At 66.1% G+C, this 19,146-nt stretch carries 18 protein-coding genes; 2 read left to right on the top strand and 16 right to left on the bottom strand.

The features are described 5' to 3' along the window. Window positions 1–174: 174 nt before the first annotated feature. The 15 genes from ShzoTeo12_RS22500 to ShzoTeo12_RS22430 all read right to left on the bottom strand — a co-directional run bounded on the left by ShzoTeo12_RS22500 (window position 175) and on the right by ShzoTeo12_RS22430 (window position 15,969). Window positions 175–1,437, bottom strand: a complete 1,263-nt coding sequence (locus tag ShzoTeo12_RS22500; RefSeq protein WP_318912530.1) for an ABC transporter permease — start codon at window positions 1,435–1,437, stop codon at window positions 175–177. Beyond that, window positions 1,434–2,120: an ABC transporter ATP-binding protein gene (locus ShzoTeo12_RS22495; protein ID WP_318912529.1), complete on the bottom strand. Its 687-nt coding sequence runs from the start codon at window positions 2,118–2,120 to the stop codon at window positions 1,434–1,436. Before ShzoTeo12_RS22495 ends, ShzoTeo12_RS22500 begins: the two co-directional genes overlap by 4 nt. Before the next feature lie 3 nt (window positions 2,121–2,123). Continuing rightward, a complete protein-coding gene (locus ShzoTeo12_RS22490) occupies window positions 2,124–2,588 on the bottom strand; it encodes a hypothetical protein (RefSeq protein ID WP_413251164.1) in 465 nt (154 codons plus the stop codon). A 138-nt stretch (window positions 2,589–2,726) separates the two neighbouring features. After that, window positions 2,727–4,481 carry an alkaline phosphatase gene (locus ShzoTeo12_RS22485; RefSeq protein WP_318912528.1) on the bottom strand — a complete coding sequence of 585 codons (1,755 nt, stop codon included), beginning with the start codon at window positions 4,479–4,481 and terminating at the stop codon, window positions 2,727–2,729. A gap of 95 nt (window positions 4,482–4,576) precedes the next feature. Then, window positions 4,577–5,398, bottom strand: a complete 822-nt coding sequence (locus ShzoTeo12_RS22480; RefSeq protein WP_119255748.1) for a carbohydrate ABC transporter permease — start codon at window positions 5,396–5,398, stop codon at window positions 4,577–4,579. Continuing rightward, window positions 5,395–6,282, bottom strand: a complete 888-nt coding sequence (locus ShzoTeo12_RS22475; RefSeq protein WP_313195410.1) for a sugar ABC transporter permease — start codon at window positions 6,280–6,282, stop codon at window positions 5,395–5,397. Before ShzoTeo12_RS22475 ends, ShzoTeo12_RS22480 begins: the two co-directional genes overlap by 4 nt. Window positions 6,283–6,447: 165 nt before the next feature. Continuing rightward, window positions 6,448–7,776 carry an extracellular solute-binding protein gene (locus ShzoTeo12_RS22470; RefSeq protein WP_245424772.1) on the bottom strand — a complete coding sequence of 443 codons (1,329 nt, stop codon included), beginning with the start codon at window positions 7,774–7,776 and terminating at the stop codon, window positions 6,448–6,450. After that, entirely contained in the window at window positions 7,773–8,648 is an 876-nt protein-coding gene (locus tag ShzoTeo12_RS22465; RefSeq protein ID WP_318912527.1) for an ROK family protein, read from the bottom strand. Before ShzoTeo12_RS22465 ends, ShzoTeo12_RS22470 begins: the two co-directional genes overlap by 4 nt. A 3-nt stretch (window positions 8,649–8,651) precedes the next feature. Next, window positions 8,652–9,335, bottom strand: coding sequence for a putative N-acetylmannosamine-6-phosphate 2-epimerase (locus ShzoTeo12_RS22460; protein ID WP_318912526.1), 684 nt, complete (start codon window positions 9,333–9,335; stop codon window positions 8,652–8,654). 102 nt (window positions 9,336–9,437) lie between these two features. Then, a complete protein-coding gene (locus ShzoTeo12_RS22455) occupies window positions 9,438–10,184 on the bottom strand; it encodes a GntR family transcriptional regulator (RefSeq protein WP_119255752.1) in 747 nt (248 codons plus the stop codon). Between the two features lie 146 nt (window positions 10,185–10,330). Continuing rightward, a complete protein-coding gene (locus ShzoTeo12_RS22450) occupies window positions 10,331–11,962 on the bottom strand; it encodes an FGGY-family carbohydrate kinase (RefSeq protein ID WP_318912525.1) in 1,632 nt (543 codons plus the stop codon). Window positions 11,963–12,026: 64 nt separating this feature from the next. Next, window positions 12,027–12,755 (bottom strand): SDR family oxidoreductase, encoded by a 729-nt coding sequence (locus tag ShzoTeo12_RS22445; protein ID WP_318912524.1) that lies wholly within the window; start codon window positions 12,753–12,755, stop codon window positions 12,027–12,029. A 25-nt stretch (window positions 12,756–12,780) separates the two neighbouring features. Next, complete coding sequence (locus ShzoTeo12_RS22440) at window positions 12,781–14,031, bottom strand: ABC transporter permease subunit (RefSeq protein ID WP_318912523.1); 1,251 nt, start codon at window positions 14,029–14,031, stop codon at window positions 12,781–12,783. Then, entirely contained in the window at window positions 14,028–14,849 is an 822-nt protein-coding gene (locus ShzoTeo12_RS22435) for an ATP-binding cassette domain-containing protein (protein WP_119255756.1), read from the bottom strand. The genes ShzoTeo12_RS22440 and ShzoTeo12_RS22435 overlap by 4 nt, the downstream gene beginning before the upstream one ends. 73 nt (window positions 14,850–14,922) lie before the next feature. Next, window positions 14,923–15,969, bottom strand: a complete 1,047-nt coding sequence (locus ShzoTeo12_RS22430; protein ID WP_318912522.1) for a sugar ABC transporter substrate-binding protein — start codon at window positions 15,967–15,969, stop codon at window positions 14,923–14,925. A 284-nt stretch (window positions 15,970–16,253) separates the two neighbouring features. Here ShzoTeo12_RS22430 and ShzoTeo12_RS22425 point away from each other — a divergent pair, with 284 nt between their 5' ends. Then, a complete protein-coding gene (locus ShzoTeo12_RS22425; protein WP_119255758.1) occupies window positions 16,254–17,273 on the top strand; it encodes a LacI family DNA-binding transcriptional regulator in 1,020 nt (339 codons plus the stop codon). Between the two features lie 93 nt (window positions 17,274–17,366). On the opposite strand, the gene ShzoTeo12_RS22420 is transcribed toward ShzoTeo12_RS22425, so the two are convergent. Continuing rightward, complete coding sequence (locus ShzoTeo12_RS22420; RefSeq protein ID WP_318912521.1) at window positions 17,367–17,528, bottom strand: hypothetical protein; 162 nt, start codon at window positions 17,526–17,528, stop codon at window positions 17,367–17,369. 376 nt (window positions 17,529–17,904) lie between these two features. Here ShzoTeo12_RS22420 and ShzoTeo12_RS22415 point away from each other — a divergent pair, with 376 nt between their 5' ends. Beyond that, window positions 17,905–19,146 carry an AGE family epimerase/isomerase gene (locus ShzoTeo12_RS22415; protein WP_318912520.1) on the top strand — a complete coding sequence of 414 codons (1,242 nt, stop codon included), beginning with the start codon at window positions 17,905–17,907 and terminating at the stop codon, window positions 19,144–19,146.

The following is a 19,146-nucleotide window of genomic DNA, read 5'->3' as shown; positions in this document are numbered from 1 at the left end:
CCTTACCGGCGCGGGACCGCTCGGATCGTCCGGCGGGGCCGTTGGCAGCCGCCGTCGTCATCGTCGTCTTATTCGCGCCTTACGCGCGCTTTTGCTAAAAGAAAAGCGGAATTTTGAGGCAGACAGACACGAAACGATATCAAATTCTCGTGCTGTGCTTCCTTTGCATGGCAATCAGGCCCGAAGGGCCCGCGCCGGGCTGAGGCGGAGGGCGGAAACGGCCGGCACGAGCGAGACCAGCACCGCCAGGAACAGGAACCAGAGGGCGAGGGGAACGTCCTCGCGCGCGAACTCCACGGGCATGCGAACGGCGGTCGTCGCGGCCAGCGAGGCGGAGATCGCCTCGGCGGCGGCATAGCCGACGGCAATGCCGAGCGCAAAGCCGGCAAGGAAGAGCACGAACAGCTCGCCCCAGACGATGGCCAGCACCGAACGCCGCGGCGCGCCGAAGGCCCTCAGCGCCCCGATCTGCCGCTGGCGCGCCCCGACATGCATGACAGTGACGAGCAGGATTGCCGCGATGACGATCACCTGCGTGCCGATGGCGATGGCGAGGAGGAGGCTGCGCGCATCGCCGAGCGTCGCATAAAGCCGCGTCAGCACTTCGGCCGGAAAGACGGCAAGCGTCGTCTCGCCGCGATATTCCTGCCGCAGGCGATAGGCGTCGGCGACCGTTTTCGGCTTGACGAGAACGGCCGGAATCCCCGGTGTTGCGGCATCGAAATGCTCATCAAGGCCCGCATTCGCATCGACATGGGCTTCGTGGTCGTGATCATGATCATGATCCTCGTGGGCATCTCCCTCGTGATCGTGATCCTCATGGCCGGCCTTTTCCTCCATGCCATGCAACTGCCAGACCGCACGGATCGGCACGAGGATCGCCCGGTCCCAGGCCGTGCCCGTCGGCGCCATCCGGCCGGTCACGGTATAGGCGATCTCCGTATGGGTATGGCCGCCTTCGTCGGCGGCACCGTGCATCGGCTTGATCTCCGCGCCGAGACGCTTGGGCACGTCCGCACCGACCACGGCCTCGCCGAGGCGGGTGAAAAGCGCGCCCTCGGCAAGCGCAGGCGAGAGGGCGGAGACAAGCGTCGTCGTCGTGCCGACCACCGGATATCCGTCCGCCGAATCGCCGAAGCCGACCGGCGCGGCGAAATCGACGCGCGGATCGTCCGATAGCTTGGCGAGCACGCCGCCCGACATCAGCGGCAGGGGCGAGGGCTGGAGGAAGACGGCCGAAAGGGCAAGCTGGGTCTCGCTGCCGGCCGCGCCGACGAGCAGGTCGAACTTTTCCGCCGCCCGCGCGCTGCCGAGCCGCACCGCGCGCTCCTGCAGCGTGACGGTGACGCTGAGCGCGACGGAAAGCGCGATCAGCGCCACGACGGCGAGCGCGCCCGCCTTGAAGCGGCGAAGGTCGGCGAGGATGAAACGGATCATGCTGCAAGCGCCTTCGCGCTGTCCTCGACGATCCGGCCGCCCGCAAGGCCGATGCGCCGGTCAAGCCGCTCCGTCAGGGCGGGATCGTGGGTGACGGCGATCAGCGTCGCCCCTTCCGCCCCGGCAAGCTCGACGAGGAGGTCTGCGACGGCCTCACCCGTGCGCCCGTCGAGACTGGCGGTCGGTTCGTCGGCGACGATGACGCCGGGTCTCGCCAAGAGCGCCCGCGCCACGGCGACGCGCTGCATCTCGCCGCGCGACAGGGTCTCTATGGCCTGCTGCGGCCGCGCGATACCGACCGTGTCGAGGAGCCGGAGCGCCCGTTCGCGCTCGGCCGGCTCCAGCCGCCGCGAAAGGCGGATCGGCAGCACGACGTTCTCCAGCGCCGAAAGGCCGGGAAAGAGATGGAAATCCTGCATGACGAGTCCGATATGCGCCGCGCGGAACGCATCGCGCCGGCCCGTCGGAAGGCGCGTGATGTCCGTTCCGCCCCAGGAGACCGTTCCGCCGGTCACGCGCTCGAGGCCGGTGATCGCATTCACCAGCGTGCTCTTGCCCGAGCCGGATGCCCCGGTGACCGCAAGCTGCCCGCCGGCCGGAACGTGGAGGCGGCCGATGGCGAGGACCGGCGTTTCGAGGCCGGAAAAGCGCATGGTGAGATCGGCAATGTCGAGCGAAAGCATGGGTCAGACCGTATCGAAGGAGGCTTCGCGCAGGCGAAGCTGGCTGACGAAGCCGGTTTCCGGGTCGATCCAGGCGCCGTATTCCAGCACGCCTTGGGCCTCGATCGGGGCATTGTACTGCACGAAGGTCTGCCTGCGCGCGAGATAGACGACGAGGATGTTGTCCGGCCAGTCCGCATCGGAAGAGCAGAAGGGGCAGAGCGACATCGGGATTTCGGTAAGGACGAAGAAATTCGCTTCCGCCTTCAGCGGCGGCGCCATGAAGCCCTTCACGGTGACGTCCGCGCCGTTCAGCCGCTTCACCTTGTCGGAGAATTCGAGGCCGAGCACGCCGAAGCTCTTGTAAAGCTCGCCGAAGCCGAGCCTTTCCGCCGCGCGCGCCGGATGGGCGAGGGGAAGGGCGGAGAAGGCCGCAAGCGCTCCCAGAACCTGCCGCCGCTTGAACATCTGTCGCATGGTCGTCTCCATGGTCGGCCCCTCATCCGCCTGCCGGAGCCTTCTCCCCACACGGGGAGAAGGAAGGGGTGAAACCGCTTTGCCGCCACCCCACTCCTTGCGGGAAAGGGGGGGCAGCGGGACGGGGGACTTTCCCCCGGTACAGTCTGACTACTTCTTCGCCGCGCCGAGTGCGAAGGCGTCGGCCAGCACGCGGTAGACATCGCTCTGTTCCATGTAGCCACGGAACCCTTCGGCACCCGGGCCGGCGGCCTGGAGCACGATATCGTCGACGGCATGGACGCCGGTGTCCTCATCCTTCGGGATATTGCCCTGAACGAAGACCGCGCCGGGCACATCCTTGTAGGCCTCGTTGGCGACATATTCCTTGTTCTCGTTCTGGATCGCCGGAACGAAGGGGCCGTCGAGCTTCGGACGGAAGGTCTCGTAGTGGTCCGGGCCGTTGTTGGCGGCCATGAACAGGCGGCGCGAGACGTCGACGCGGTCCGGATAGCCGTCGCCGTCCTTGTCCTCGTAGTTCGGGAAGCCGGCATTGTCATAGGTGCCGACCTTCTCGCGCATTTCCGTACCGGGCTTGTTATCGTCGACCGTGCCGATGATGGCGACGCCATGCGTATGGTCGCCGGTGACGACGATCAGCGTATCGGGATTCTTGTCGGCGAATTCCCGGGCGACCGCCACGGCCTTGTCGAACTCGATGGTCTCGACGAGAGCGCGATCCCAGTCGAGCGGATGGCTCATCTTGTCGACCGAGGCGCCTTCCACCATCAGGAAGAAGCCTTCCGGGTTCTTAGAGAGCTTGTCGAGCGCGGCCCGGGTCATGTCGACGAGGCCCGGCTGGTTCGGGAACTTGTCGACGGTGCCCTTCTTGAGGAATTCACGGTCGAGCGTCACGTCCATGTTGCTGGTGTGGAAGAGGCCGAGCAGCCTGTTCTGGTTCGAGCCGGCGGCAGCGGCAAGCTCGGTCTTGTCGGTCGCCAGCGCGTAGCCGGCATTCTTGAACTCGGCGATGTAATCCTTGTCGTCCTTGCGCTTGGAGCCCGGCACGTCCTTGGAAAGGAAGTAGGCCGAGCCGCCGCCGAGGATGACGTCCGGCTGGACGTCGAGCATCATGCCGACGATCTCCGCCTTGTCGGCGCGCTTGCGGGTGTGGGCGACCACCGCTGCCGGCGTCGCGTCCTCCAGCTCGGCCGTCGAGACGATGCCGATGGACTTCTTCGTGGTGCGGCGCAGGGCTTCGGCGATGGTCTCGACCTTCGGGTCGTCGAGGCTTGCGGGCGTGCGGTCGGCATAGACGCCGAGCGCGTTGACGCGCGCCTTGTGGCCGGTCATGTAGGCCGACATGGTGTTGGCGCTGTCGGTGGCGATCGAATGGGTCGAGGAGGTGCCGATGAAGGCGACCGGCGGGATGTCGTCCATGGCGAGGCGGCCGTTCGCCTTGCCCTCGGTCATGCCCTTGGACATGATTCGCGCGCCCGTGCGGTGGGCGACGGAAAGACCGTCGGCGACGAGGAAGATGATGTTCTTCGCCTTCGGCTGGGCGGCGGTCTCGTAGACGTCCCAGTTCACCGATTTGGTCTCACCGCCGGCGGAAACCTCCACCTTGTAGGCGCCGGCCGCCGCGACGGAAAGGTCGCGCAGGATAAGCGCGGAGCCGAGGACCTTGTCGTCCTTGTCCTTTTCTTCAGCAACGAATTCGGCCTTCTTGCCGAAGACGGTTTCGTAGTCCTGGCCGTTGACGGTGATCTTGACGTCTTCCGGCTTCACGACGGCATCGAACTCGACCTTGAAGTCGAAGGGGGAGCCGGCGAGGATGGTCGCGCGGTCGAGCGGGTAGACGGTCGCGGCATTCGCGGCGCCTGCGAGCATCGTTGCCGATGCGAGAGCGAGGAGGAGTTTACGCATGGGAGGGCCTCTCTTGAGCGGTGCGTTACCCCTTGCGCATAAGAAGCCTACATGACGTGCGTATTACAGTTGGCCGTCCGCTGTGGACAACCGGCCTATCCCTTTACCGCGCCCGCCGTCATCGAGCCGCTGATCTGGCGGTACATGACGAGGCCGAGCAGGAGCGGGGGCAGGGCGCCGACGATCATCACCGCGGAGGCGACGCCCCATTGCACCCCGCCGCCGCTTGCGGCGAAGAAGAAGGACGCGCCGACGGTGATGGGCACGGCCTTGGAGGTCGTCAGCATCAGGCCGAAGAGGAATTCGTTCCAGGCGGTGATGAAGCCGAAGATGAGGCTCGTCACGATGGCCGGGCGGCAGACGGGCGCGAGAATCGTCACGAGGATCTGGAAGCGGCTCGCCCCGTCCACCAGCGCCGCCTCGTCCAACTCTTCCGGCACGTCGTTGATGGCGTTGACGAGGATGACCAGCACTAGCGGCAGGTTGACGATGGTGAGGATGAGGCCGAGGCCGATGAGCGTATCGAGCAGCGCCAGCCACTGGAACATCATGTACAGCGGAATGGCGAAGATGATCAGCGGCACGGCGCGCAGGTTGACGATGAGCGGCAGGAGCGTGCGCTCGCCGAGCTTGCCGCGGGCGATGGCATAGGCGGCCGGCAGCGCCAGCACGACCGCAAGCCCGGTCCCGATCAGCGAGACGGCGAGGCTGTTGAAGAGATAGAGGAAGATGTTGAGCCGGTCACTGACGGTGAAGACCGTCGCGTAATTCTCCAGCGTCGGCGCCTTGATCCAGAGGCCGGGATTGGCGGAAAGCTCCCGCGCGCTCTTGAACGAGGTGACGAGCGTCACGAGGATCGGGAAATTGAGGGCGAAGGCGGCAAGGGCGAACACCGCCCAGCGGAGCGCTCGGATCATCGGCCTTTTCCTTTGCGGCGGGCGGCATAAGCATTGAGGCCGTAGAGCACCACGAAGGACGCGGCGAAGAGGATCACCGAGGCGGCGACCGCCTTGCCGATCGCGCCCTGCTTGAAGAAGGCCTCGTAGATATAGATCGACAGCGAGGCGGTCGCCCCGCCCGGGCCGCTGCCGGTCAGCACATAGACATTGTCGAAGACGCGGAAGCCGTCGATGAAGCGGATGAGGAGCGCGACGGCGATGGTCGGCATCATCAGCGGCAGTTCGATATCGCGCAGGCGCTGGAAGGGGCTGGCGCCGTCGAGCGTCGCCGCCTCGGTCACCTCCACGGGGATCGCCTGGTAGGCCATGTAGAAGAGCAGGAGCGCGAAGGGCGTCCATTGCAGCGTCTCGATGGCGACGAGCGTCCAGAATGCGGAATCGACACCGAGGAAGGAGATGCTGGCCCCGAGATAGGCCCAGAGATAATAGGGCACCGGGCCGACGAATTCGTGCAGCACGAGCCGGTACATGAGGCCGACGAGGGCAGGGGCCACCATCAGCGGCATCATCAGGATCGCCAGCAGCCAGCTTCGCTTCTCGATGAGCGGGGAAAGGAAGATGGCGAGGAACAGGCCGAGCGCGCATTCCAGCACGGCGGTGAGCAGGCCGAAGCGCAGGGAGAACCACGTCGCCCGCCAGAAGGCCCCGTCGGTGGCGACCGCGACGAAATTGCCGAAGCCGGAAAGCGTCGGCTGGCGCAGCGTCTCGAAGGTGACGTCAGAAACGGAATAGATCAGGTTGACGACGGCGGGGAAGCCGAGGAACAGCAGGAGGAAGGCGACGAGCGGCGTCGCCAGCATCCGGAAGGCGGGAGCCTCGATCTGTCTTCTCGTCGTCGCCATCGTGTCCTCTTCTGGATAGTCGGGCCAAGCCCCCCTCTGCCTGCCGGCATCTCGCCCCCACAAGGGGGAGAAAGCAGGAGGCTTGCTCGCCGCTCGAAATCGAGTGCTAACGGAGCGGCGGATTAAGCCCCTCCCCCTTGTGGGGAGGGGTCTTCCTACCCGAGCCTACTGCTTCAGCAGCTCCGCCATGCCCTTCTCGGTATTGGCAAGGGCATCGTCGAGCGACTGCTGGCCGGACCAGTAGCCGGTGAACTCCTTGGCCTGAAGCTCATAGACCGAGAGCGCCTTGGCGGAGGTGCCGCCGGTCATGACGTAACCGTACTTGCCGGCGAATTCGCCGAGCTTGACGAGGTCGGGCCGCTCCTTGGCGACCTCGGCCACCACTTCGGGCGTCAGGGCCGGCGCGCCGTTGTTGCGGGCGTAGACCAGCGCGGCTTCCTTGGAGGAGAGCCACTTCAGGAACTTCACCGCACCGTCCTTGTGCTCGGCATTCTTGTTGAGGCCGAAGCCGAGGCCGTGGATATGGGTGAAGCGGCCGGCCGGGCCGGACGGCGGGGCGACGGTGTCGGTGACCTCCGCGACGGTCGGCGACTTCTCCTTGCTGGTGAGGTCGCTTGCCGCGGCGTTCCATTGCAGCATCGCCGCCACCTGGCCGGAGGCGAAGGCGGCATTGGCTTCCGCGAATTCGTAGGAGAGCGAATCGCGCGGCGTCGCGCCGTTGTCGTAGAGCAGCTTGTAGATTTCGAGGCCCTTGCGGTAGGCGTCGGAATTGACCGTGATCTTGCCGCTCTCGTCCATCCAGTCGCCGCCATAGGCGCGCGGCACGGACTGCCAGACCATGATGTTGAAGAGGAGGTTCTTCAGCTGGAGCACGGTGCCGTAGCGCGTCGGGCTATCCGGGTTGACCGCCTGGGTGAAGTAGAGCGCAGTCGCGGCATAGTCGTCCCAGGTCCATTCGTCCGGCATCTTCGGCTCGAGCTTCTTGCCGAGCAGCTTTTCGGAGATCTCGCCATATTTCGCCCTGGCCGCATCGTCCTTCATCAGCGCGTCGATGAGGTCCGTGCGGTAGTACATGAAATGCGCGGAAAGGTCGGTCGGGACGCCGTACTGCTGGTTCTGGTACTGCATGGTGGCGAGAACCGCATCGCCATAGACGGCTTTCGCATCGTCGGAAAGCTGGATCGGCTCCATGAAAGGCGCATAGCGGCCGATGGAGTAGGTCGCGAGCAGGTTGACGTCGAAGGCCTTCGAGCCGGCGGCAAGGTCGGCCTGCAGCTTGTCCCAGAAGCCGTCGCGGTTGAAGAACAGCAGCTCGACCTTGTCGGCATCCGCCGTGTCGGACTTGGCGTTATAGGCATCGGCGGCGGCGCGCAGCGCCACTTCCTCCGGGCCGCCCGGCCAGCCGAGCACCGTGACCTCGGCCAGCGCGGGGCCTGCCAGCAGGCCGAGCGCGCAGGCGGCATAAAGTGCCTGTTTCATCTTCGCATAGATCATTGTCCGTTCTCCCTCATGGTTGCCGGGCGACGTTGCGCCAGGTCTGCGATGCCGATGACTCCCGCATTTTCCGCAAGAGCGGCGGTATGAAGCGAAGGCTTGAGGCGCGGCGGCACGCTGTCGAGCGCCCGCTCCATCGCCGAAAGATAGCCTTCCGCAAGCCCGATGCTGCCGCCGATGACGATGCGGCGCGGATCGAGCGCGAGCTGCACATTGCGGCAGAGATTGGCCGCCTGCCGGGCCGAAGCCTCGACGACGGCCTTCGCCCAGCCTTCCCCCGCATGCGCGGCGGCGAAGACCTCGCGGGCCGTGGCATCCGGCGCATACGTGGCCGCCTGCGCGGCGATCCAGCGGCCGGAGACGCGATCCTCCAGCGTCTCGCCGGGATGGTCGAGGTCGCGGAGCTGGCCGAAATGGCCGCCGAGCCCGCCGAGAAGCCGCCCGCCGGTGACGATGCCGCCGCCGATGCCGGTGGAGATGGTAAGGAACACCATGTCCTCACGCCCGCCCGCGCCGAAGGCATATTCGCCCCAGGCGGCGGCCTGCGCATCGTTGGCGGCGAAGACCGGCGCATCCGTGAAGCGGGCGATGGTCGCGACCAGAGGAAATCCGTCGGGAATATTAAGCGTCTTGCGGTTCAGCGCCGACCAGTGGCCATCGTCGACAATGCCGGTGACGGCGACACCGACCGCGTCATAGCGGCCCTGCCAGGTTTCGATCGCGGCAAAGAGCACGGCGAACCAGTGGGCTGGGTCGCCATCGGCCGGCGTCGGCAGGCGCACGGTGTCGAGAACGCTTGTGCCGCGCACCAGCGCCGCCAGCATCTTCGTGCCGCCGACATCGATTGCGAGGATGGCGTCCGGCGCGGCCATGGTTCAGGCCCCGCTCGCCTGCGCATCGTCGAGCGCGCTGCGGAACCAGGAGGTGACATGTTCCGGCCGGGTGATGGCCGAGCCGACGACCACGGCATAGGCACCGGCCGCATGGGCCTTCACCGCATGGTCGGTCGTGCGCACGCAGCCTTCGGCGATGACATAGGGCGTCAGCGCCCGCATGCCGCGCATCAATGCGAAGTCCGGCTCCGTGGGCTCGACCGGGCCGGTATAGCCGGCAAGCGTCGAGCCGACGATCTCCGCGCCCTCGGTAAGCGCCCGCTCGGCATCGGCAAGGATGGAGCAGTCCGCCATAGCGACCTTGCCGGCCGCGTGGATACGCTCGATCAGCGCGCGGGTGGAGACGGGGCGCACGCGGTCCGTGGCGTCATAGGCGATGATATCCGCGCCGGCGGACGCCAGCGCCTCGACATCCTCGATGAACGGGGTGATGCGGACGGGGGAATCGTCGAGGTCGCGCTTGACGAGGCCGATGATCGGCCGGTCCGTCGCTGCGCGGACGGCCCGCACATAATCGGCGGATTCGATGCGCAACGCGATGGCGCCGCCATCGAGCGCGGCGAGCGCGAAGCCCACCACCATGGCCGCATTGTCCATGGCGCCGCCCTTGACCGGCTGGCAGGAGACGATCAGGCCGTTTTCGAGCTGACTGAAATCGAATGGCACCCGCATCCTCCCGGCTTCGCCGCACGTTCGCCCTGTCCTTGCGATCAGGACGGGTCGACGGTAGCAGGATGAAACCGGAATGCAACAGGAATTAAACTGGTATTATCGCGTCAGCTCGATGACGAAGTCGTAGACGTCGCCGCGATATTTCGTCTGGGTGAACTCGACGATCTGGTCGTCGGCGAGGAAGCAGCGGCGTTCCATGGTCAGAAGGCTGGTGCCCTCGGGCGTTACGAGCAGCCGGCGTTCCTCCTCCGTCGCCGGCTTCGCCTGCATGCGCTGCATGGCGCGCACGGGCATGGCGCCATGAGCGGCGAGATATTCGTAGAGCGAGGCGCCGATGGCCTCCGGGTCGGGAACGAAGCGGGCGGGCAGGGTCGCGGTCTCGATGGCGATCGGCATGGTATCGGCCGTGCGCAGGCGCCTGAGCCGCACGACCTTCTCATGGCCGGGAATGCCGAGCGCCATCATCTCGGCGGGCGAGGGGCGGCTGATCTCCCGGGAAATCCAGACGCAGCCGGGTTCCAGCCCGCGCGAGCGCATGTCCTCCGAAAAGCTCGTCATCGTCGCGAGCGACTTTTCGAGGCGGGAGGAAACGACGGTCTTCGCCCCTTGCCGACGGTCGAGCAGGCCGTCGGAAACGAGGTTGTCGATGGCCTTGCGCACCGTGACGCGCGAAAGGCCGAGGCCGGTGCTGAGGTCCCGCTCGCTGGGGATCACCGCGCCGCGCTTCAGCACGGATTCATCGATGGCGGTCTTCAGCGCACGCCCGAGCTGGCGATAGAGCGGCTCGCCGCTCGCAAGGGAAACGAGCCCGGCCAGAAATTGAAGGGTCGCCTGATCGCTCATGAGGGCACCTGTCGTGACGGGCTTCCCTTATGCAATATTTTTCGCCGGTGTTGAACTGGTATTATTCCGACCTCATCCAGCGTTTTCACTATTGACGGAAGAAGCCTACCGCATCTCTTCGACGAAGGGGCAGGCGGCTCGCCTGATCAGCGGATTTCGCGTGCCAATGCCTGCAGGCGCTTGAAGGCATCGTAGCGCCTGGCGTGAAGGGCCTCGGTTTCTCCTGTCGCCGGCAGGTAGCTGCGGTCGGTGGCCGAAAGGGCCGCCATCGCCGAGCGCACGTCGGGGAATGCCGCGCCGGCGACGCTGCCGAGAATGGCCGCGCCGAGCAGCACGGGCTCCTCCGACCGCGTGGCGAGCAGCGGCTTGCCGGTCGCATCGGCCAGAAGCTGGCGCACGAGATCGAGCTGGCCCGCGCCCCCGCTGATGACGATCTTCTCGACCGGCGCTCCGGCCGCAGCCTGCGCGTCGATGATCTGGCGCAGGCCGTAGCCGATGCCGCAGAGACCGGCGACATAGAGCGCGACGAGATTGTCGATACCGCGCTCCATCCCGAGGCCGACGATGGCGGCGCGGGCGTGGGGATCGGCGAAGGGCGCGCGGTTGCCGAGGAATTCCGGAACCACATGCAGCCCGTCCGCGAGCCCCGCGACGCCGGAAAGCGTTTCCGCCTTTTCGGCGGCAAGTTCCGCCAGCAGGACAGGCAGGGAGAGGCCGCGCGATCCGGCGAGCGCAGAGGCTTCGCCCGCCGCCGGGTGGAAGGAGAGAAGCTGCTCGATGGCCGCGCCCGCCGCCGACTGTCCGCCCTCGTTGAGCCACATGCCCGGCACCATGGCCGAGAAATAGGGGCCCCAGACGCCCGGCACGAAGACCGGCTCGTGGGTGGAGGTCATGGTGCAGGAGGAGGTGCCGAAGACATAGCCGAGGCTGTTTTCCGGCGGGCCGTCGACGCCCACCGTGCCGATGCCGCCCGCATGGGCATCGATCATGCCCGCGCCGACGGGCGTGCCGGCGGCAAGGCCGAGTTCCGCCGCCGCGCGTTCGGTGAGCCCCGCGCCGACCGGCGTGCCGGGCTCGACGACGGTCTGGCCGATACGGGCGAAATCCTCGTCGGCAAGGATGCCGAGGCCGATGGCGTGGAAATAGCTCGGTTCCCAGCGCTTTTCATGCGCCAGATACGTCCATTTGCAGGTGACCGTGCAGGTGGAACGGGCAAGATCGCCCGTTGCGCGCCAGGTCAGGAAATCCGCAAGGTCGAAGAACTGCCAGGCCGCATCGAAGACGTGGGGGCGGTTTTCCTTGAGCCAGAGCAGCTTCGGCGTCTCCATCTCGGGCGAGATGCGCCCGCCGACATAGCGCAGAACCGCGTGACCCGTCGCATTGATGCGCTCGACCTGGTCGACCGCGCGGTGGTCCATCCACACGATGATGTCGCGTTCCGGGTCTTCCGAAGGGCCGACGGGCAGGGGCGTGCCGTCCTTGCCGAGGACGACCAGCGAGCATGTCGCATCAAAGCCGATGCCGGCGCAGTCTTCCGGCGAAACGCCGGCCTTGGCAACGGCCTCGCGCACCGATGCGCAGACGGCGGCCCAGATCTCGGTGCTCGACTGCTCGACCATCGCGCCCGGCTCCCGGAAGAGCGAGATGTCGCGCTTGCCGGAGGCCAGCATGCGGCCGGTAAGGTCGAAGAGGCCGGCCCTGGCGCTGCCCGTTCCGACATCGACGCCGACGAGGTAGCGTGCGCCGCCTGCGGGGCGTGCGGGGGAAGTGTTGCTCATGGGGTCTACCGCCTGCATTCGGGAATATGTCCGGCGAGCGGCCTCGTGCCGCCCGCCGCTTTCGTCAAAGGTCCACGCTGCTCGGCAGGATCACGAGGTCGCGGATCGTGACGTTGCGCGGGCGCGTCAGCATAAAGAGCACGGCGTCGGCCACTTCCTTCGGCTGCATCAGGCTGCCGTTGGCGAGCGCCTCGTCCATCTTCTCCTTCGGCCAGTCGTCGAGAAGGGCCGTGACCACGGGGCCGGGCAGGACCGCGCCGACGCGCACGCCATGCTGCGCCACCTGCCGGCGGGTCGAATGCACGAACGCCTGCACGGCGAATTTCGAGGCCGTGTAGATCGGCTCCCAGACGACGGGCACGACACCGGCGATCGAAGAGGTGAAGAGGATGTCGCCCGTTTTCCTTTCGATCATGTAGGGCAGCACCGCATGGACCGAGCGGAAGGCGGCGTTGATGTTGAGGTTCAGCATGCGGTCCCAGGCATCCGGGTCGCCCTCGGCCACCGGGCCGCCGATATAGGCGCCGGCATTGGCGTGGAAGACGTCCAGGCCTCCCGCGATGTCCAGGATGCGCGGAAGCATGCCGGAGACGTCGGACGGCTTCAAGAGGTCGACGACGAGGGGCAGGGCGTTCGGGCCGAGCTCCGTGCAGAGCTGTTCCAGCTTGTCCTGCGCGCGGTCGACGAGCACCACCTTGGCGCCTTCGGCGATCAGGGTGCGGGCGCATTCGAGGCCGATGCCGGAGGCGGCACCCGTGATGGCGGCGATCTTGCCCTTCATGAGGTCAGCCATTTCTGAGAACTCCATTCCGATAATGTTATGCGCGGCCGTGGCTGACGCGGGAGCGACGGGCGAGCGAGTCGACGATGACGGCGATGGCAAGGACCCCGCCGGTGATCATGTAGCGCAGCGAGGACGAGAGATTGAGCAGCGTCAGGCCGTTCGAGATCGCCTGGATGACGATGATGCCGAGAAGGGCCGAATAGGCGCTGCCGCGGCCGCCGAAGAGGCTGGTGCCGCCGATGACCGCCGCGGCGATGGCGTTGAGGTTGACGTCGCCGGTACCGGCCTGCTGGCTGGAGGAGGCGAGGCGCGAGGCCGAGAGGATGCCACCCAGCGCCGCCAGCGTCGAGCAGAGCACGAAGGCGCTCATGTAGATGCGGCGGACATTGATGCCCGAGCGGCGCGCGGCTTCCTTGTTGCCGCCGACGGCGAACATGGAGCGGCCCCACTTGGTGCGCGTCAGCGCATAGTTGAGGACGATGGCGAGCGCGACGAAGAGGGCGAACATCCACGGAATGCCGCGGCCGAGATTGAGGTAGAAGACGGCTGCTTCCAGAAGGACCGTCAGCAGCAAAGCCTTGAGGATCAGGGCGCGCATCGGCTGGGCCGAAAGGTTCGCGGCCAGACGCTGGCTGCGGGTCCGAAGGCCCCTGGCGATCATGACGAGGCCGGGCGCGAGCGCCAGCGTGTAGGACAGCCAGTCGGGCATGATCAGGATCTGGCCGAAGCGCACCAGCGAGGAGGCATAGGGCAGGTTGATCGAGCCGGTCGGGCCGAGAATGTAGAGCTGCATGCCGAGCAGCGCGAGCAGGCCGGCGAGCGTGGCGACGAAGCTCGGCATGCCGAGGCGGTTGTAGAGCGTCGCATAGAGGAGGCCGACGCCCGCGCCGACGACGAGGGCCGCGAGGATCGCCCCGACGATGGGCCAGCCCTGGTTGACCCAGAGGACGCCGACCATGGCGGAGGCGAGCCCGCTCATCGAGCCGACCGAAAGGTCGATCTCGCCGAGCACCAAGACGCAGACGATGCCGAGCGAGATGACGCCGACCGTGGCGCAGTCGAACAGCAGGTTCACCAGGTTGTTCGGCGCAAGGAAGATCGGGTTGAGCGCGGAGAAGACGGCGGAGATGACCACGAGGCCGATGGCGACCGGCAGCATGCCGAGGTCGCCGGAACGGACCCGGTCGATGAAGCTTTTCGCCATGGCGGCGAGGCTGTCGTCGTGGCGCACGCGCTCGTCACTGCGGTCGAGCAGCGGCTGGGCATTGGAAGGGTTCTGGCTCATGCGGCGCCCCCATGGGTTTCCTGGACGTGTCCGGCCTTGCGATCGGCGCGGCGCGAAACGGAGTTGTCGGTCGCGCCGGTGATGGCGGAAACGAGTTCCTGATTGGAGGAATCGGGCGTAAAGACCCCGTTGTTGCGCCCGAGGCGCAGCACGACGATACGGTCGGCGACGGCGCGCACGTCCTCCATGTTGTGGCTGATGATGATGACGCCAAGGCCGCGGTCGCGCACGCGCTCGATGAGGTTCAGCACCTCGGCCGTCTGCGCCACGCCGAGGGCGGCGGTCGGCTCGTCGAGCATGATGAGCTTGGGATTGAGCAGCAGCGAGCGGGCGATGGCGACGGTCTGGCGCTGGCCGCCGGAAAGCGAGGCGATGGGCTCGCGGACGGACGGGATGCGCGCGGCAAGCTCGCGCAGCAGCGTCCAGGCGCGCACTTCCATGGCGACCTCGTCGAGCGCCCAGGGCGACATCTCGTGGCCGAGGAAAAGGTTCGCGACGACGTCGAGGTTCTCGCAGAGGGCAAGATCCTGGAACACGGTGGCGATGCCCATGTCGAGGGCCTTGGCGGGACTGTCGAGCGTCACCTGCTGGCCGCAGAATTCGACCGTGCCCGAAGAGGGCTGGTGCACGCCGGCGAGCACCTTAACCAGCGTCGACTTGCCGGCGCCGTTGTCGCCGACGAGCGCGACGACTTCGCCGGCCTGCACGTCGAGCTCGATATCCGTGAGTGCGGACACGGCCCCGAAATTCTTGGAAACGCCGCGAAGGCGAAGCACCGGCTCTCCCTTGGCGGGAGCATCTTGTAGCGTGGCTGTCATGGCCGCAGGAACCTTTGATCTCTTGACCGTCGATGTGCCCGGCCGGCAAGGCGGCCGGGCACGATCAATGCCGTTAGTTGATGATGCCGAGTTTGCGGCAACCTTCAACATACTCTCCGGTGCAGACTTCGTCCGGCTTGTTGATCCCCTTGTCGAAGATCTCGGCCTTGATGTTCTCGGCCGTCACCACGGCCGGAACGAAGAGCTGCGAAGGCGTTTCGTAGAGCTTGTGGGTGGCTTCCGGCATCTCGCCCTTGAGGAGCTTGACGGCCACGTTGGCCGCTGCGGCAGCGACGATCTCCGAGGGCTTGGAGATCGTGTTGTACTGATCGCCCGAGATGATGAGCTGGAGCGCGGCGATGGTCGCGTCGTTGCCCGTCACCGGCGGCATTTCCTTGACGCCGGCGGCCTTCAGCGCCGCGATGGCACCGCCGCCCGTGCCGTCGTTTGCCGCCACGATGCCCTTGATCTCGTCGCCGAAGCGGGTGATCTGGCCGGCTGCCCATTCCTGCGCCTTCGGCGGCGCCCATTCCGGCGTGTCGAATTCGGCAAGCGTCTTGTAGGGCGAGGCGGAGAGTGCCTCATGGATGCCGTCGCGGATGAGGCCGGCGGCCGCGTCCGTCGGCGAGCCGTTGATTTCGAGCACGCCGGCGCCGTCCGGAACGCCCTTGGCCTTCAGGTGGTCGACCAGCGACTGGGCGATGGCCTTGCCGATGCCCTGGTTGTCGAAGGAAACATAGTAGTCGGCCGGCTTGTCCGGGATCGGACGGTCATAGGCGATGACCTTGACGTCCTGCGACTGGGCGATCTCGACGAGGGCGGCGGCAGCGGCGGAATCGACCGGGTCGAGAACGATGACCTTGGCGCCCTGGGCGATGACCGAGTTGAACTGCTGCTGCTGGAGTGCGACGTCGGCATTGGCGTTCTGGTAGATCACCGTGCAGCTCGCGCACAGCTTCTCCATCTCCGCCTTGAAGCCCGGATAGTCATGCTGCTCATAGCGGGTCGAGGCCTGGTCGGGCATCAGGAAGGCGACGGTGGCGTTTTCCTGGGCAAGGGCGGCGCTGCCGAGCGACAGGGCAAGGCCGGTCGAGGCGAGCAGATAGGTAAGCGTCTTCATTGGGTTCCTCCACGGTTGATTTTTCGCAGTCGTATGCGCCGGCGACCTCAAGCCGCCAAGGGCGACAGCGCCCGACCGCCCCACGCACCATAAGCGCGCAAGTCATCGTTCGCTGCGGCGATGCCGCAGCGTCCGGCTGGTCGATGCTCCGTCTGACTCCTCCCTTGGGTCAGCCTTGCTGTTCAGGCAACTTCATCGATGGAGCAGCTTTGCTCAATCGATGAAGCAAGAATTGCCACCAATCCCCATTGGTGTCAAGGTGGCCCGCGAAACGGAGATGAAATGTGACTCGGACGAGCCCGCCGAAAAGGACCACGATCTACGATCTCGCGGAACTGGCGGGGACCTCCGCAAGTGCCGTCAGCGCCGTCCTGAACGGCAACTGGAAGAAGCGGCGCATCAGCGCGAAACTCGCCGAGAAGATCACCAAGCTCGCCGAGGAGCAGGGCTATGCGCTCAACATGCAGGCGAGCGTGCTGCGGCGCGAGCGCTCCAAAATCATCGGCATGATCGTGCCCAAATACGACAACCGCTATTTCGGCTCCATCGTCGAGCAGTTCGAGGCGCTGGCGCGGGAGAGGGGGCTTTTCCCGATCGTCACCTGCACGCGGCGCGATCCGGCGCTCGAGGTCGAGGCGGCACGGGCCATGCTCTCCTACCAAGTGGACTGCCTGATCGCGACCGGCGCGACGGATCCCGACCGCATCGTCGACCTGTGCGCCGCCTCCGGTGTGCGCACCGTCAATCTCGACCTGCCGGGCTCGCGCGCGCCTTCCGTCATCTCCGACAATTACGGCGGGGCGCTGGAACTGACGCGCCGCGTGCTTGCGAATTGCGAGAGGGAATATGGGGAGAAGGCGCCGCTCCTCTTCGTCGGCGGTCGCGGCACGGACCATAATACGATCGAACGCGTGCGCGGTTTCCGCGATGCCCATGCGCAGGCCGGCGTGACAGTCGACGAAAGCCTCGTCATGACCTGCGGCTATGCGCCCGACAAGGCGGAGAAGGCGATGCGGCAGATGGCCGAAAACGCCAGCGTGCTGCCGCGCGGCATGTTCGTCAATTCGACGATCTCGCTGGAAGGCGTCATGCGCTGGATCCGCCGGTCCGGCCGCTATGCCGACGGCGTGCCGCATCTCGGCTGCTTCGACTGGGATCCCTTCGTCGCCATGCTCGGCGACCATATCGAGATGGTCCGGCAGGACGTGCCGAAAATGCTCGAAGCCGTCTTCGGCATCATCGACGCCGGCACGACCGATCCCGCCGTCATCCAGATCCCGCCGATCGTCGAGAAGATCGGCTGATCTTCGAGGGACTAGGGGCCACAGCGAGGCGCCCAGCATCGAGGGCGAAGCCATCCGCCGATCGCATAATCAACATTATGGAACTTGAGAATATCAGCCCAGGAGGCCGAAGACCACGGCGCTGACGAAGAGGAAGGCGCCGGCCACGACGATGTTGTTGACGAGAATCTGCCGTTCGGCGCGACGGGACCGCCGAGTGCCGGCAGGACCGAGAGAGCCGGAAGCAGAACAGCCGCCGAGGTTTACATTGCTCATCGCCATCATCCCTTGCTTGGGAGGCCGCGTTGCGGTCTCCTCCGGGTGCGGACATTGTCATCCTGTCCGTTTCCGGGTTCCAATATAGAGTATCCCTATAAGATTGGTAGGGTATTTTTTCTCAATTTTGCCGCAATTGTAAACGGGCGTTTCATCTTTTCTCCGAGAGGCCGCCGGCGGACAACATGACTGCCTCGCGGGTTGCGGCCCGGGTCTTTCTAGGCCATAAAACGCCTCCCACCTGTCGAGGCCAGCCGTCATTGCGAGCGTTGCGGGCCGTGCGTGATCAACCACGCCACGGTCGTTTCTTCCGCGCTCCGGCAAGCGCCCGGCATCGAACACGACAATGCGGACCGATCAAAAAGGAGAACGCATCATGGGCGCAACGGGACATCTCGGCACGGCTTGGCGCGAACGCGACTATCACCGGCAATGGCTCTGGCGGGAAGCGAACCGCCTGTTCGATTTCTTCCAGAACCGCGCCTTCAATCCTCTTGGCGGCTTCCATGAACTCGACGTCGAGGGCCGGCCGATCAATGCCGGCAATCCGGTGCGCGGCATCCATTCCACCGCGCGCATGGTGCATTGCTTCGCCATCGGCAGCCTGCTCGGCCGTCCCGGTTCGGACGACATCGTCGACCACGGCATGAAATATCTCTGGGAAAAGCATCGCGACCACGAGCGCGGCGGCTATCACTGGTCGCTCGACAATGCCGGCCTGCTCGACGCCACCAAGCAGGGCTATGGCCATGCCTTCGTGCTGCTGGCTGCTTCCAGCGCGAAGGTCGCGGGCCATCCCGACGCCGACCGCATGATCGCGGATGTCACCGAGGTGCTGGAAAAGCGCTTCTGGGAGGACAGCCACGGCGCGATCACGGAGGAATTCGAGGCGGACTGGACGCCCATCCCCGGCTATCGCGGCCAGAACTCCAACATGCATCTCACCGAAGCCCTGATGGCCGCCTACGAGGCGACCGGCCAGAAGAGCTATCTCGACAAGGCCGAAAGCATCGCCGATCTCGTCATCCGCCGCCGCGCCGGGGAGAACGGTTTCCGCGTGCCCGAGCATTTCGACGAGAACTGGGTGCTGGACAAGGATTACCGCGGCAACGAGATGTTTCGCCCCTCCGGCACCACGCCCGGCCATTGGCTGGAATGGGCCCGCCTCGTGCTCCAGCTCCACGCCCTCGGCGGTCGCAGGCATGCCTGGATGCCGGATGCCGCCAAGGCGCTCTTCGCCCAGTCGGTCGCGCTCGGCTGGGATAAGGAAAAGAGCGGCTTCTTCTATACGCTCGACTGGAACGACGAGCCGGCCAAGCGCAACAAGCTGTGGTGGCCGATGGCCGAGGGCGTCGGCGCGGCCGCCTTCCTTTGCGAACATCTGCCGAGCGACTTCCACGAGACCTGGTATCGCAGGATCTGGGACGGGATCGCCCGCCATTTCCTCGATCAGGATCGCGGCGGCTGGCATGAGGAGCTCACGGAGGATCTCGTTCCGAGCTACACCCTGTTCGCCGGCAAGGGCGACATCTATCATGCGCTCCAGGCCTGCCTCATTCCGCTCTATCCGGCGACGGGCAGCCTGACCAAAGGCATCGTCGAGGCGGGTAGCCGCTAA

The organism is Shinella zoogloeoides (assembly GCF_033705735.1).
In the GTDB taxonomy this organism is placed as follows: Bacteria; Pseudomonadota; Alphaproteobacteria; order Rhizobiales; family Rhizobiaceae; genus Shinella; species Shinella zoogloeoides_A.
The sequence above is the reverse complement of the archived record's forward strand: the minus strand, read 5'-3'. Positions and strand labels throughout refer to the sequence as shown.